Genomic DNA, 12,622 nt, shown 5'->3' on the forward strand with positions numbered 1-12,622 from the left:
CACGGTATGTCTAATACTGCCAAGGCAGGACCGTCGAACCCATTCTCATTGTCTTCCTCAACGTGGCTTTTGGTTGACAAGAACTCTGTCCACTGGCTGCAGACAAATACAACACCTTCGACAATCGCTTCGCGCACTGAAGATCTCTAGGTCGGGCCCGTCAGGTCGTACCGATGCTCGTGTCCGACTTCATCACTATTTACCGGAACAACAACGGTGTTCAGTATGCCCTGCGAGACCGCGGAAGAATTCTCCTCCGCTGTCATCCCTGTCTCCGGAATTCCGGCTACTCGTAGCAAAACCGGCGATTGACGCGACATTTGGACTTCGCCTACCTGGATCCTCGTGTCCATCCGGTCCACGTTACGGGACTCAACGATTACCTGGGGTACCCCACCAGTACGCCCCTCGGGAGGCTCTCCCTCGTCGTGTTATGCAATGGTTCGCTGGAGCTATCGTCCAATTCTTCCCGATACCACAGGAGCTGACATGACCGACAACACCGAAAACACCGAAGACTCAGAAAACACCGGCTGGACCGGCGGGCAGAATGCCTTCGGCGACTTCGCGCCCGGCATGGTGCACTACACCGACAAGGTCCTGTTCGACGAGGTCTGGGAGCGCGAGGGCCTGTCCAAGCGCGATCGCAGCCTGGTGACCATCTCCGCGCTGACCGCGCTGGGCAAGATGGACCAGCTGCAGTTCCACCTGGACTTCGCCCGGCAGAACGGCGTCACCGACGAGGAGCTCAAGGAGGCTCTGCTGCAGCTGGCGTTCTACGCGGGCTGGCCCAATGGCATGGGCGCGACGGGCGTGCTGAAGAACATCATCGAAGGGGACAACTGACGCCTCCTCTCGAGGGAAGGACCCCTGTATGTCCCGCACACGATTGCCCCAACTCCTGCCTGCCCTCGTCATCCCGGCACTGCTCGTCAGCTGCTCGGGCCCCTCTGATGAGGAGGGGTCGGCCACGCCTTCCCAGTCCTCGTCTAGCGAACCCACTCCCGGGCTCAACGACAGCGGCTCAACGGCCGGCGACAGCGACGACGTGACAGGAACCGTCGTCTCCCTACGGGCTGGAGACACCGAGGTCGAGGTGACCATCACTGAGGACACCCCGGCTGCGAGGGACTTTCTCTCCATGCTGCCGCTGACGCTGGATTTCGAAGAGTACGCCGGCAACGAGAAGATCAGTTACCTTCCGCGCGAACTCGACTACGAGGGCACAGAGACGCAGATCCTGAACCAAGGCGACTTCCTCTACTTCATTCCCTGGGGAAACGTCGGTTTCTGGTACACCGAGGACCAGAGCAACAGCCCCGACGTCTCTCTCGTGCTTGGCACATACGAAGCGACCCTGGAAGAGCTCGAACAGCTGGAAAGCGGCGACGTCACCGTCGACGTCGAACAGTAGCGGCGCCCTCACGACTGCTTCACGTCACCGGTATTCGCGTTCCGGTGGCGTGCTTCCCGGTACACAGGGAGCGTTCGCGCCTGACTGCTGACCCCCGTTGCTCCCCGTACACCCTCGCCACGGACTCCTGCAGTCGGACGGCCGCTATGCGCCCTGTTCACCGTCCGCTGAGCATAAAATCCACCATGAGATCCTGTACAGCCTCAACCATCTGGCCCCCGGTCGCTGTTTTGCAACCCGCATCTCGTGCGCTTGCGATCAGTCCGGTTACTCCATGACCGGCGATCACATCTCCGACGAACATCTCTGAGGTCAAGAGTTCCGGGTTCACGGGCAACGGATCCCCGTCGTTCATGCCAAGCGGCGTCGCGTTGAAAACGAGGTCGAATCCGGTTGGATCATTGTCACCTGCGTTGAACCGGTCCCGATCTTCGCTACCGACAATGTCGCGAAGGGCACTAATGCGTCCGGGATCCGTGTCATGAACGACGAGTTCTCGCACTCCGGCAGCAAGCAAGGCGATCGCGATTGCGCTACCGGCGCTACCCGCACCGACCAACAGCACGCGCGAGTCTCCGATTGTCGCTCCACGATCTTCCTGCGCCTTTACGAAAGCAAGCCCGTCGAGCATGTCCCCGTGCCAACTGCCATCGGCGTTCCTGCGCATGACACTGACCACGCCTGGCCGGCGTGCCCGCTCGGAGCTGGTCGAGCAGTAACCGAATGCGGCGTGCTTGTGCGGCATCGTAACAAGGATCCCGTCAACATTCGGCGAAGCAGTGAGCCCCGCCATCACGACATCGAGCGTGCCGTCTGGCACCTCCAGAGGAACGCAGATCCCCTCATGCCCGCGAGCGGCGAATGTCTGTGTGAGCCATTTCGGAGATTCCACATACCGCACGGGATCCCCGATGATGGGAAACAGGCGGGTAGCACCGCTGATCTGCACAGTCATAGTAAAAAGTACCTCCTTCGGTACGTGGTGTCAGCCGCCGGAGGGCGTGCCGTAGCCGGTGGGTTTCCTCGGGGTGTAGCTACTCTCAAGCAGCTCAACCTCCTCGTCGGTGAGTCGCAGGTCAAGGGCCGCCGCAGCGTCCGAGAGGTGATGCGGTTTCGTGGCACCGACGATCGGGGCGGTCACGCCGGGGTTGCGCATCACCCACGCCAAGGAAACTTGGGCCATGGACACGCCACGGTCTGACGAGATCTGCTCGACGGCGTCGATGATCGGCTTGTCTCGGTCACCATGCCCGTCGAAAAAGCGCTCGGCCGAAGGGTCTTTGGCTGACCTCGTCGTACCGGCTTGCCCGAACGGGCGGGTCAACCGACCTTTGGCCAGCGGACTCCATGGAATCGACGCCACGCCCTGATCCGCCAGGAGCGGGAACATCTCCCGTTCCTCTTCACGCTGTAGGAGGCTGTACTGATTCTGCATGGACACGAACTGGGTCCAGCCGTGCATGCGGGCCGTGTGCTGCATCTTGGAGAACTGCCACGCCGACATTGACGACGCGCCCAAATACCGAGCCTTTCCCGCTTTCACCACGTCGTGCAGCGCCTCCATCGTCTCCTCCACCGGTGTTTCCGGGTCGAAGCGGTGGATCTGATAGAGGTCGACATAGTCGGTGCCAAGCCGAGTGAGGGTCGCGTCGATCTGCTCCATGACCGCCTTGCGGGAGAGGCCGCGCCCGCCAGGCCCATCATGCATGGGGAAGAAGAGCTTCGAGGTGAGCACGATCTCTTCCCTGGAGGATAATTTGCGCATGGCGCGTCCGATGATCTCCTCCGAGGTCCCGCCGCCGTACACGTTCGCAGAGTCCCAGAAAGTAATCCCGAGATCCAGCGCCTGTTTCAGCAACGGTTCGGCAGCTTCGTCGCCGAGTGTCCAGGGGAATCCATTGGGAGCGTTCGGATCGCCGTAGCTCATGCAACCCAGCACGATCTTGCTGACCTTCAATCCACTCGTTCCGAGTCGACCATATTCCATGGGTTCTTTCCTCTCCTTGGTTGCAGGCACTCCGACGCGAAAGATTGACGGGGACGTCCTGCGGGCTCTCAATCTCCGTAAGCACGGCGGCGCTTGTCACATCACCGGCCAACCAGCCCGAGGTGGAAGTCGTTGTAACGATCACCCTGTACCTCGACTCGACGAGTAAGGGCGTCGAGGTCTGCTTTCTCATCAGCGGACAGGAGCACCGCCGTGGCTTTCGCATTCTCATGGATACGTGCGGTACTGCGTGTGCCAGGGATCGGAACGATCCACGGCTGCTGCGCCAACAGCCAGGCCAGTGCAATTTGACCGGCACTCGTGCCCTTGGTGTCGGCGAGCCTGACGATGTGATCGACGAGCTTCCTATTCGCGGCGCGATTCTTCTCGCTGAAACGAGGGATGGTGGTTCGTACGTCGCCGTCGCTGAAACGAGTCCGATTGTCTACGGTGCCGGTCAGATACCCCTTACCAAGTGGGCTGAACGGCACGAAGCCTATGCCAAGTTCCGCCAGTGTCGGCAAGACCTCAGCTTCAGGGTCGCGCGTCCACAGTGAGTATTCGCTCTGCACCGCAGTGACCGGTTGGACTGAATGTGCGGCACGGATCGTTGCTGCCGAGGCTTCAGAGAGGCCGAAGTGACGGACCTTGCCCTCGGTGATCAGTTCGCCAACGGTGCCGGCGACGTCCTCAATCGGGACGTCTGGATCGACTCGGTGCTGGTAGAACAAGTCGATCGAGTCAGTTTGCAATCTTGTAAGGGATTCTTCGGCGACTCGCCTGATCTGCTCGGGTCGACTATTCAGACCGACGCTCTTACCGTCCTGGATGTCCCATCCGAACTTCGTGGCGACAACGACCTGTTCACGCACGGGCTGCAAGGCTTCGCCGACGAGCTCCTCATTGACATAAGGGCCGTAAACCTCAGCGGTGTCGAAAAAGGTCACCCCCTCCTCGACGGCGGAGCGCAACACAGCGACCATGTCCTCACGGCTACCTGGGTTGGGGCCGTAGCTCTGGGACATACCCATGCAGCCGAGCCCGACCGCCGAGACGTCGAGCCCTTGCCCGAGTGTTCTGGTGTGCATGATCTACTCCTCCTGGCTGTTCGGGTGGCTTTCGTCAGGGACGTACTCGCCCCACGCTCTACTGGTGAACTGTTCCCGTCGGCACTTTCCCACCGCACGCCTCACGATGCGCCTCATGTATGAGTCTCCTTATCTGTCGACGCAGTCGAACCGTCGGGCGCGCCTGCGTTCAATCGCTTGGTCACGGCCCAACTAGCCAATAGGTCGAGTCGTTTCTGGCTCTCGGAACCTGCTTCGGCGGTGTAGATGAGGAACGACAATCCTGGCTCCGCGGTCAGCTCCATGCCTTCATAGGTCAGGACGAGATCGCCGGCGTCATGATGGTGAAAACTCTTCGTGCCCGAACCATGTCGACGAACGTTATGTGCACCCCACCGCGTTCGGAATTCGTCGCTACAGGTGGAGAGTTCACCGATGAGGTCATGTAGCTGCTTGTCCTTGGGATCCCGCCCAGCTTCCGTGCGTAAAATAGCCACGGTCACGTCAGCGGCTGCTTCCCACTCCGGATAGAAGTCCTTGGCCCGTTCATCGAGAAAGCAGAACCGAGCCAGGTTTCCGTTTCCGGGGCCATCAATGACGTGGTCGTAGAATGCAGCGCCGAGCATATTGGTGGCGAGGATATCCATTCGACCATTACGAACGAACGCAGGCCCGACGGTAATTGCTTCCAATGCGCGGATCAGGCTCTGCCGGGGAACCCACTTCTTGGGCTTGCGCCGTCGAACAGGTTCGGCGCTGCCATGGGCTGTACGAGCGAGGTCAAACAAGTGCTCGCGCTCTGCGTCATCGAGCTGCAGAGCTCTGGCGATAGCGTCGAGCACACTATCTGAGACGCCGGAGAGGTTCCCACGTTCAATCTTTGAGTAGTACTCGATGCTGACATCGGCCAATGCGGCTACTTCGCTGCGCCGCAATCCTTCGACACGGCGGTTCGCCGATGTGGGGATGTCGACCTGGTCCGGCGTGATCTTTGCACGCCGGGACATGAGGAACTCGCGTACCTGCGCCCTATTGTCCATGTCGTCAAGGCTACGGTGTTCGTCTTCCGTCAGGAGCTCCCTGCGAGTACACCCCTCGTCAATGGTCTACGTCCGTCATCACTGCGCGTCGCTACCGTGACTTGTTCGGGGCTATTCTCCACCATCACCGGCCGCCGGCAACATCGTCGTCACCACCGTGACCGGATGGTCACTTCGGTTCTGCCAGGCGTGACGCGTACCCCTCTGAACTATCGTGTCGCCTTGCCTCAGACATGTCTCGCCGTCTTCCATGACCGCCCAGATCTCCCCGTCCACCACGGTCATCACGTCGATGGTGTCAGTGGCGTGCATACCGGGCACGGAAGGCGCGTCTGAACCCGATTGTTGTTCTCCATAGATGTCACTAAGCGCTTCCTCGTAGGCCGCCCGATCTGCCTCTGAGATCGCATTCTCCGGAGGGAACACCGTCGTCCGGATCACCACTCCGGCCTTCGGAGGGGCAAGAACGACCTCGTCGTCGGCGGCGGACCCCTCAGTCGGCGACGCGGGGAGGTTCTCGACGCGCCAGAGGTCGCGAACCACCGTGCCATTCGGCCGGCGTGTCCATGGCCTAGTCGGACCATCCTCCACGATCTTCGACAGGCCGTCGCTCCCTTGACCTGCGACTACCCGTCTGGCTTCATCTTGCGACAAGTGTTCGTTCAACGACATTGCGCTTCCTTCCGTAGGCGTCCGAATGCCGGATCAACTCCGACCTGAGATCTGCTGATGTCACCAGGCGTAGGACATCGGTGCTTCCCCCGGCCCAGGCCAGATGCGGTCCAGCTCGTCCAACGTGGCCTGGTCCAGGGTTACGTCCAGTGCATCAACCGCGGCGTCGAGGTGAGCGACCGTGCGTGACCCGGCGATCAGGGTGGACACCGCAGGCTGGTGCAGCAACCAAGCCTGCGCGACCTCGGCCGGGGTGCGGCCAAGCCGTGCGCACAATGCCTCGTAGTCCTCGAGCTGCCCGGCGAGTGCGCCGTACTGCTCCCCGAGGGCACCGCGGCGTTCGGTGTGCTCGCCGTCCTTAGGCCGACCGGCCAGCAGGCCCGCATCCAGCGGACTCCACGGGATCAGGCCGACTCCAAAGTGCTGCAATGCCGGGATGAGCTCCTGCTCGACTGCCCGGTTCGCCAGGTTGTACACGCTCTGCTCGGAGACGAGGCCCAAGAAATTGCGCTGACGAGCGGTCATCTGGGCGGTGGCAACGTCCCAGCCTGCGTAGTTGCTGGAGCCGACGTAGGTGATCTTGCCTTCTGCCACGAGCTGTTCCATGGCCTGCCAGATCTCCTCGAACGGGGTCGCCCGGTCAACGTGGTGCATCTGGTAGACGTCGATATGGTCGGTCTTCAGCCGACGCAGGCTCGCCTCGCAGGCGCGTTTGAGGTGGTAGGCCGACAGGCGACGGTCGTTGGGCCCCAGCCCCATCGGCTGGTAGGCCTTGGTGGCCAGCACGATGTCGTCGCGCTTGCCGGACTTGGCCAACCAGTTGCCGACAATCTCTTCGGAGGTCCCGTAGCCCTGCGCCATGTCCGGCGACTGCGGTCCACCGTAGACGTCGGCGGAGTCGAAGAAGTTTACTCCATGTTCCACGGCACGATCCATGATGCCGAAGGCATCGTCCTGGCTGGTGGCGTCGCCAAAGTTCATCGTTCCCAGTCCGATTTTGCTCACAAGAAGTCCGGACCGACCGAGGTGTGCGTACTGCATCTGTGTGTCACTCATGGTTCCGAGGCTACGAGCAACTTGGCGCTGCCGGGAGGTCCTCCTGGTACACCCCTCGTCATCGTCTCCCGTCGCCCCACTCGAGGGAGGCACTGACAGGGACTCCATCGGAACCAGGTTTTTCCCTACACTCACCGGCTAAATGCCTTTTACTGCCCGTACGCCCGTACCCCCGTCCCCAGGAGGAAGCCAACGCATGCGATGTGGCCGTCATTCGCTGTTGTCCGCACCTGGTCGGATACAAGGAATCGATCTCGCTCGCGGTTTAGCCATCGTCGGAATGTTCGCCGCCCACCTCACGGTCACACCAAGCTTCGAGTACCGCGATCCCACAACTTGGAGCGCCCTGGTCAATGGGCATTCCGCAATCTTGTTCGCCACCCTGGCTGGAGTCTCGCTGGCCCTTTCGATAGCCCTCCCCAATCCGTCGGACCTTAAGTCCGACGCCGTGCTCCGAGGCGTACGGAGGAACCTCGCTTCGCGGGCCGCCGTCATCTGGATCATAGGCATCGCACTGGTCGGCACCGGAGTTCCAGTGAACGTGATCTTGCCCGCGTACGGCATCCTCTTCCTTCTCGCGGCGGGATTAATCAACCTACGAACCCGGACGCTGGTTATTCTCGCCGGAGTCTTGGCTGTCACGATGCCTGTGCTGGTCACCTCGATCAACATCGCGTTGGGCGGAGAGACCCTGGTCCAGCAGACACTGGTGTCCACCGTCATCGGCTGGTTCTATCCATTCCCGGTCTGGCTTACCTTCCTGGTCATTGGTCTTGTCGTGGGACGCACCCTGCGAACCAGTAGGAACCTACTTCGGTCCGGACTCACGTTGACCCTCGTAGGCGGAGTGTCGACTGTGGCGGGACACGGTGTCATCAGTCGCGTGGCCGACCGCGCCGAAGAATCTGGAGGTCCGGCACTCTTGTCCGCGCTCCGGGATGAACCGCACTCTTCTGGCATCGGCGAAGTTGTCGGGTCGGGTGGATTCGCGCTGGCCGTGACAGGGGCGTGCGTGCTGCTGTGTCTGACGCCGCTCAGTCGTATCTTCTGGCCGGTCCGGGTCCTCGGCTCGATGCCGTTGACTGCCTACACCGCTCACCTCGTTGTATGGATTGCGTGGGCTTTCACCCAGAACCTGCACCCTGGAAGCGATCGCTCCCAGATACTGCAAGGATTCCGTGACGCCGAACCCTTCTGGCTGATGACCATCGGGATTGTCGTCGCGTGCTGTGCGTGGGCCCTCACAGTCGGAAAGGGCCCGATGGAGATTCTTGTTGGACGCGCATCGGCGATGCTCTCGACTCGTTCCGCAGCAACCAACACGGAGACGGACACCGGCACCGTCACTCCCCTTCAACATCATTGACCAGTGTTCCGGCCTCCAGACGCGTGTCGGTCGGACCTGACACACTTCCGTCGTCGTAGTTGATGTCGAGTGCCTGGACTGAGCCGAACAGGCCCGGCGCGGAGGTTTGCGTCGGCCAGGGCAACTGGGCCAGCTCCGAAGCTACCGGGGCATCCATCATCTCCGGTTCGACCAGTAGTGTGCCCGACGCGGGATCGAGTCGGAACCTCGGTGCCGCCACCGCCTGTTCCAAGGTCTGCCCCTGCAATGCCCACCTGCTCAAGGTGTTTGCGAGGATGTTCAGGATATTCGCCCCACCCGGCGTGCCGAGTCCCAGCACAGGACGGTTCTGTCCGTCCAGGACTAGCGCAGGGTTAGACCAGGTCACCGACCGTCTGCCTGGTTCGGGTTGATTCATCGGTGAGTTAACCGTCGAGAACCTACTGAGCTGGTCGTTGAGGAAGAATCCCCCCACCTCGGTTCCGGATCCCCAGAATTCCGTGAGCGTATTGGTCATGGACACCACCGTCCCGTCCCGGTCGACGACGGTCAGGTGGGTGGTGTTCCCCGGGGACAGCATGTTCTTACTGTCGGCCACCGGGGAGTTTCCCGACGCCAGCGGGGTTTCGTCGGAGGATGCCGAATGCAGCAGTATCGACTCAGCGTCCACATCCACGAAGTCCGAGTCTCCGAGTTGGGTCTGCACGATCTGTTCAGCGTCGACCCACGCCTCAGAAACGCGTCGAATATACTCCGCCGACTCTGGATCGACCTGCGCGATATCGTTGTCCTCCAGCCGTTGCATCATCCTGATCAGGGCCAAACCTGGCAGAGCCGGTGACGAGGACACAACCTGGAAGTCCCCCACCTCCCCCTGTGGTGGCACGCTCCGCTGGACCGAGTACTCCCGGAGCGAATCGTGGTCGATGCCGTCTACCTGTGAGAGGGAATCCGCCAGGTTGCCGCTGTAGAACGCCTCCGCCCCCTCGTTCTGTAAAGTCCGCAGAGTGTCAGCCAGGTCGGTCTGTACGAGTCGGTCACCGACCCCAAGAGTGGTCCCACCGGGCCAGAACTGTTCCAGATTCGCGGTCGCAGCACCCCCACCTGCGGCAATTCGCTGAACCAGGGTCTCGGTTACCGGAACTCCGCCCTGTGCCATCGCCACTGCGGGGCGGAGCAGTTCACTCCAGTCCAGGCTGCCCCGCTCCTCATGGAGCTGCGACATCCCCTCAACGAAGCCAGGTATACCGGTATTCGATGCTGGAATCACGCCGTCCTGCGCGACGACCTCCCGGTAATCCATCGCTGAGGTTTCACCATCGGAATCTGCGATCAGGGCTGACCCTCCCCCGCCCATACCCGAGGCGTAGGGCTCGACGACCGACACCGCGAATGCCGCTGCAACGGCAGCATCCACCGCATTGCCTCCTTGCTCCAGCATCTGCATGCCGGCATCGGCAGCCAAGGGGTGCCCGGCGTTGACCCCCTGCTGTGACAGCAGCGAACTGTCACTCTCGGACGTCGGTTCGGCCGAACCTGGATTCACGGACGTCCGAGTATCCGCACCTTGCTGGTCGTCTCCGGCGCATGACGACAGCAGAAGCGCTGCAACGAGCGTTGCTCCGGCAGGAACGTACCTCATGTCGTTCCTGCGGCTGGGCGCACTCATGGACACGGTCTTCCTCCACTCCCCAGGACGACTGGCGTACCGACCTCGACTCCGCCCTGGTGCAGAACCGGGGCCGTCTCTGGTCGTATCAGCAAACTACAAGTTGAACTGGCGTGGGAGGCCCTGTCAGTACCCGGCAAGCCTGCCTCTCCTGTGTTTGTGGGACTAGGCAGGCACACACAGTACCTCCCTCAACCGCCTGACCCGGCCGTACGATGGCAGGTATGGAAATCGACCGTGAAATCAGGGACTTTTTCATGAGCCGCCGTGCGCGGATCACCCCTGACCAAGTAGGACTTCCCTATGTGTCGGGGAAGCGGCGAGTTCCTGGGCTTCGCCGGGAGGAGGTGGCGATGCTGGCAGGTGTCAGTGTGGAGTACTACACACGTATGGAACGGGGTCGGATCGGAGGCGCCTCCGAGAGTGTCCTGGACGCTGTCGCCAAGGTCCTCAAACTTTCCGAGGCCGAGCGTTCGCACCTCTACCACCTGGCTCAGCATGCCTCCACCCCGTCCCGAACCACACGCCGCTCCTCAACTGGGAAGAGGAACACCAATCCTCTCGATGACTCGGTCCGCCAGGTGTTGGAGTCCATGACCGTTCCCGCGATCGTGCAGAACCGTCGGCTCGATCTGCTCGCAGCCAATGACCTCGGCAAGGGGTTGTACTACACCCTGGACTTCTCTGGTGACCAGGTGCCAAACTTCGCCCGATTCGCTTTCCTCGACCCCCGTGCCGAGAGTTTCTACTTAGATCAGGAGCAGAGCCGCAGTCTCATCGTCGGGACTCTCCGTGCCAGCGCGGGCCGGGATCCCCTTGATAGGGAATTGACGTCGTTGATCGGGGAACTCTCGGCGTGCAGCTCAGACTTCGCGACCCGGTGGGCCCGCCACGATGTCCATATTCACTCGTACGGCAGAAAGTCCATCAATCACCCTGTCGCCGGAAAGTTGGACCTCAGCTACAGCGATTTCGCCCTCCCGGGTGACCCCGAGACGTCCATCACGACGTACACCGCTGATCCTGGTTCCGCCACAGCGGACGGCCTTGTGCTTTTGTCCACCTGGGTTCAGGAACGACGGGGCAAGGGATCGGATGCCCTTCCCCACAGCGAACGTCACCGGTTCTCTATCCCTGGTGAGGCGCCTTCAGAACTCGACTGACTCTGGAGTGAACCACCGATCTCTGCCCCGATGCGTTCCAGAATCGGCAGCGGATTGCGCATGCACTCCGCCACGTCCGGTTCGTAGTCGGTGAGTGCGTGGATGGCGGCGAAGAGACCACCGTCGCCGGACGCTGCGAGCTGGTTCTCCCCGCACACCGCAATGACAGGGACGCCGTGCTCCCCGTAAGCGCCGCGGCCACCATGGTCACAGGCGCGTTCGGCGACACCCGCCGGCGCCTTTCCGCTGAGCGTTTGCGAGTCGATGCGCCCTTCCCCGGTGATGACCAGGTCCGCAACCTGCAGGGCATCGGTGAATCCGGTCTCCTCGAGGATCAGTTCGACCCCTGAGCGCATCTGCGCGCCGGCCAGCGCCATGGCCATGAATCCGAGCCCGCCGGCGGCGCCGGCGCCGGGGCGTCCTGCCACGTAGGACGTCCCGAGCGCGTCCTCGACGACGGTGGCGAAGTGCGCCAACGCCGCGTCGACGTCGGCGACATCGCCTGCGGCGATGCCTTTCTGCGGGCCATAGACCGCGGCAGCACCGTCCGGCCCGCACAGCGGGTTGCGCACGTCCGAGGCGATCACGACCTCGACCTGCGCCAGGCGCGGATCAAGGTGGGTGAGGTCCACGGCCTGGACGTCACCGAGGTCGGCGACGGAGTTCACGTTGAAGGAGTCCGCACCCGAGAACTCCACGCCAAGGCCGCGTGCCATGCCGAAGCCGGCGTCGGTGGTGGCGCTGCCCCCGAGACCGAGGATGATGCGCCGGGCACCGTCGTCGAGGGCGGCGCGCACCAGCTCGCCGACGCCCCAGGAGCCGGCGGCCCGGGCGTCCTGCGCCGAAGGGGTCGCGCCGCCGGGCGAGACCATGTCTAGCCCGCAGGCGCGGGCGACCTCGATCACGGCGGTCGGCACGGCTGGCGCTGAAGACACGCTCGTGTCCGTACCCAGCGAGTACTCGGCGTCCACCAGCCGCCCACCGGAGTCGCGTACGCGGGCGGTGCGGCGGCAGAATCCGAGGTCGTCGAAGACCTCGAGTGTGCCGTCACCGCCGTCGGCCAGGGGCCTGATCAGCACGCGGCAGCCGGTGGACTCCAGTCCGCGGCCCAGCGCGGAGGCCACCGCGCGCGACGACGCCGACCCCTTGAACTTGTCGCAACAGATCAAGACGGTCGGCGTCATCGGTTATCCAGGAGAACCCGCAGGG

General features: G+C 62.4%; 12 protein-coding genes. 4 read left to right on the forward strand and 8 right to left on the reverse strand.

The window, feature by feature from the left end; all coding sequences use genetic code 11:
- Nucleotides 1–489: 489 nt before the first annotated feature.
- Both ACT3SZ_RS10660 and ACT3SZ_RS10665 read left to right on the forward strand, forming a co-directional pair.
- The gene (locus ACT3SZ_RS10660) at nt 490–846 is read left to right on the forward strand and encodes a carboxymuconolactone decarboxylase family protein (protein ID WP_444618521.1); all 357 of its coding nucleotides are present in this window, start codon (nt 490–492) and stop codon (nt 844–846) included.
- A 28-nt stretch (nt 847–874) separates the two neighbouring features.
- Complete coding sequence (locus ACT3SZ_RS10665; RefSeq protein ID WP_444618522.1) at nt 875–1,414, forward strand: cyclophilin-like fold protein; 540 nt, start codon at nt 875–877, stop codon at nt 1,412–1,414.
- 157 nt (nt 1,415–1,571) lie between these two features.
- On the opposite strand, the gene ACT3SZ_RS10670 is transcribed toward ACT3SZ_RS10665, so the two are convergent.
- From ACT3SZ_RS10670 to ACT3SZ_RS10695, 6 genes are all read right to left on the reverse strand, one after another.
- Nucleotides 1,572–2,369: a shikimate dehydrogenase family protein gene (locus ACT3SZ_RS10670; protein WP_444618523.1), complete on the reverse strand. Its 798-nt coding sequence runs from the start codon at nt 2,367–2,369 to the stop codon at nt 1,572–1,574.
- A gap of 30 nt (nt 2,370–2,399) precedes the next feature.
- Complete coding sequence (locus tag ACT3SZ_RS10675) at nt 2,400–3,401, reverse strand: aldo/keto reductase (RefSeq protein WP_444618524.1); 1,002 nt, start codon at nt 3,399–3,401, stop codon at nt 2,400–2,402.
- Between the two features lie 101 nt (nt 3,402–3,502).
- Nucleotides 3,503–4,489, reverse strand: a complete 987-nt coding sequence (locus ACT3SZ_RS10680) for an aldo/keto reductase (RefSeq protein WP_444618525.1) — start codon at nt 4,487–4,489, stop codon at nt 3,503–3,505.
- Between the two features lie 113 nt (nt 4,490–4,602).
- A complete protein-coding gene (locus ACT3SZ_RS10685) occupies nt 4,603–5,508 on the reverse strand; it encodes a helix-turn-helix transcriptional regulator (protein ID WP_444618526.1) in 906 nt (301 codons plus the stop codon).
- Nucleotides 5,509–5,619: 111 nt separating this feature from the next.
- A complete protein-coding gene (locus ACT3SZ_RS10690; RefSeq protein ID WP_444618527.1) occupies nt 5,620–6,180 on the reverse strand; it encodes a cupin domain-containing protein in 561 nt (186 codons plus the stop codon).
- Nucleotides 6,181–6,240: 60 nt separating this feature from the next.
- Nucleotides 6,241–7,236, reverse strand: a complete 996-nt coding sequence (locus tag ACT3SZ_RS10695) for an aldo/keto reductase (RefSeq protein WP_444618528.1) — start codon at nt 7,234–7,236, stop codon at nt 6,241–6,243.
- Nucleotides 7,237–7,432: 196 nt separating this feature from the next.
- Between ACT3SZ_RS10695 and ACT3SZ_RS10700 the strand changes: the two genes are divergently transcribed.
- Nucleotides 7,433–8,602, forward strand: a complete 1,170-nt coding sequence (locus tag ACT3SZ_RS10700; RefSeq protein WP_444618529.1) for a heparan-alpha-glucosaminide N-acetyltransferase domain-containing protein — start codon at nt 7,433–7,435, stop codon at nt 8,600–8,602.
- On the opposite strand, the gene ACT3SZ_RS10705 is transcribed toward ACT3SZ_RS10700, so the two are convergent.
- Entirely contained in the window at nt 8,580–10,028 is a 1,449-nt protein-coding gene (locus ACT3SZ_RS10705; protein ID WP_444618530.1) for a gamma-glutamyltransferase, read from the reverse strand. The two genes, ACT3SZ_RS10700 and ACT3SZ_RS10705, sit on opposite strands and share 23 nt — an antisense overlap.
- A gap of 446 nt (nt 10,029–10,474) precedes the next feature.
- Between ACT3SZ_RS10705 and ACT3SZ_RS10710 the strand changes: the two genes are divergently transcribed.
- A complete protein-coding gene (locus ACT3SZ_RS10710; protein WP_444618531.1) occupies nt 10,475–11,413 on the forward strand; it encodes a helix-turn-helix transcriptional regulator in 939 nt (312 codons plus the stop codon).
- Here the strand turns inward: ACT3SZ_RS10710 and ACT3SZ_RS10715 are convergent.
- The gene (locus ACT3SZ_RS10715; protein WP_444618532.1) at nt 11,368–12,597 is read right to left on the reverse strand and encodes a glycerate kinase; all 1,230 of its coding nucleotides are present in this window, start codon (nt 12,595–12,597) and stop codon (nt 11,368–11,370) included. The genes ACT3SZ_RS10710 and ACT3SZ_RS10715 overlap by 46 nt on opposite strands.
- Nucleotides 12,598–12,622 lie beyond the last annotated feature (25 nt).

The sequence above is a fragment of the Corynebacterium sp. AOP40-9SA-29 genome, assembly GCF_052377405.1.
Classification (GTDB): domain Bacteria; phylum Actinomycetota; class Actinomycetes; order Mycobacteriales; family Mycobacteriaceae; genus Corynebacterium.

Excerpts from the sequence above, each read along its gene's own strand:
- ACT3SZ_RS10660 (WP_444618521.1), top strand. The coding sequence starts at position 490 with ATGACCGACAACACCGAAAACACCGAAGACTCAGAAAACACCGGCTGG.
- ACT3SZ_RS10665 (WP_444618522.1), top strand. The coding sequence starts at position 875 with ATGTCCCGCACACGATTGCCCCAACTCCTGCCTGCCCTCGTCATCCCG.
- ACT3SZ_RS10670 (WP_444618523.1), bottom strand. The coding sequence starts at position 2,369 with ATGACTGTGCAGATCAGCGGTGCTACCCGCCTGTTTCCCATCATCGGG.
- ACT3SZ_RS10675 (WP_444618524.1), bottom strand. The coding sequence starts at position 3,401 with ATGGAATATGGTCGACTCGGAACGAGTGGATTGAAGGTCAGCAAGATC.
- ACT3SZ_RS10680 (WP_444618525.1), bottom strand. The coding sequence starts at position 4,489 with ATGCACACCAGAACACTCGGGCAAGGGCTCGACGTCTCGGCGGTCGGG.
- ACT3SZ_RS10685 (WP_444618526.1), bottom strand. The coding sequence starts at position 5,508 with ATGGACAATAGGGCGCAGGTACGCGAGTTCCTCATGTCCCGGCGTGCA.
- ACT3SZ_RS10690 (WP_444618527.1), bottom strand. The coding sequence starts at position 6,180 with ATGTCGTTGAACGAACACTTGTCGCAAGATGAAGCCAGACGGGTAGTC.
- ACT3SZ_RS10695 (WP_444618528.1), bottom strand. The coding sequence starts at position 7,236 with ATGAGTGACACACAGATGCAGTACGCACACCTCGGTCGGTCCGGACTT.
- ACT3SZ_RS10700 (WP_444618529.1), top strand. The coding sequence starts at position 7,433 with ATGCGATGTGGCCGTCATTCGCTGTTGTCCGCACCTGGTCGGATACAA.
- ACT3SZ_RS10705 (WP_444618530.1), bottom strand. The coding sequence starts at position 10,028 with ATGCAGATGCTGGAGCAAGGAGGCAATGCGGTGGATGCTGCCGTTGCA.
- ACT3SZ_RS10710 (WP_444618531.1), top strand. The coding sequence starts at position 10,475 with ATGGAAATCGACCGTGAAATCAGGGACTTTTTCATGAGCCGCCGTGCG.
- ACT3SZ_RS10715 (WP_444618532.1), bottom strand. The coding sequence starts at position 12,597 with ATGACGCCGACCGTCTTGATCTGTTGCGACAAGTTCAAGGGGTCGGCG.